The organism is Longivirga aurantiaca, assembly GCF_042660085.1.
In the GTDB taxonomy this organism is placed as follows: Bacteria; Actinomycetota; Actinomycetes; order S36-B12; family CAIYMF01; genus Longivirga; species Longivirga aurantiaca.
In genome coordinates, this window is record NZ_JBHSTI010000010.1 from 1 (window position 1) to 611 (window position 611).

Here is a 611-nt window from a genome sequence, read left to right on the forward strand (position 1 = left end):
GGAGTCGGTGCTGGGTCGACTCATCTCGGCCACGTCCGAGCGCGATGCCGTCGAGATCCTCGAGCGCCTCGGCTGGGCTTCCGGGACGGTCGTGGTCCCCGTGGTGATCCGGTGCGACCCCGAGCTCGCCCTGACCAGTCAACGCAGCCTCGACAGCGTGACCCAGACCGTGGAGTCGGTGTTCACCGGGACGCGCGGACGCGCGATCCCGGCGACCGCAGGAGTCGTCGGGGCCCTGCTGACGGCCCCCGCCGGTCACGTCGATCCCGCGGCCCTCGCATCCGAGCTGCGGCACGACATCGCCGGCGCGTTGAGGGACAGGGGGCAGGCCGCCGGCGCGGCGATCGGCGTGGGGCGACCGGCCACCAGCGGGCTGGAGGTCGCGCAGGAGTTCCGATCAGCCGCCTGGGCGGCGACCTGGGCCGCCCTGAGCGAGGACGGGGTCAGGATCGCCCCCGGTGGCGACCAGCGCACGACGCGGCAGCTGTTCACGCTGGAGGTCGGGTTGGCGCCCGCTGTCGCCGAGCAGATCGACCGGATCGGGCGGGTCCAGTCCCACGACATGCGCCACGGTACGGACCTGCTCGAGACGCTCGCGGTATTCGTCCGCA

Annotated in this window: 1 pseudogene; it reads left to right on the top strand. The window is 73.3% G+C overall.

Features of this window, described 5'->3' with window-relative positions:
- A pseudogene (locus ACFQGU_RS15555) lies at positions 1 to 611 on the top strand (hypothetical protein); the annotation flags it as partial.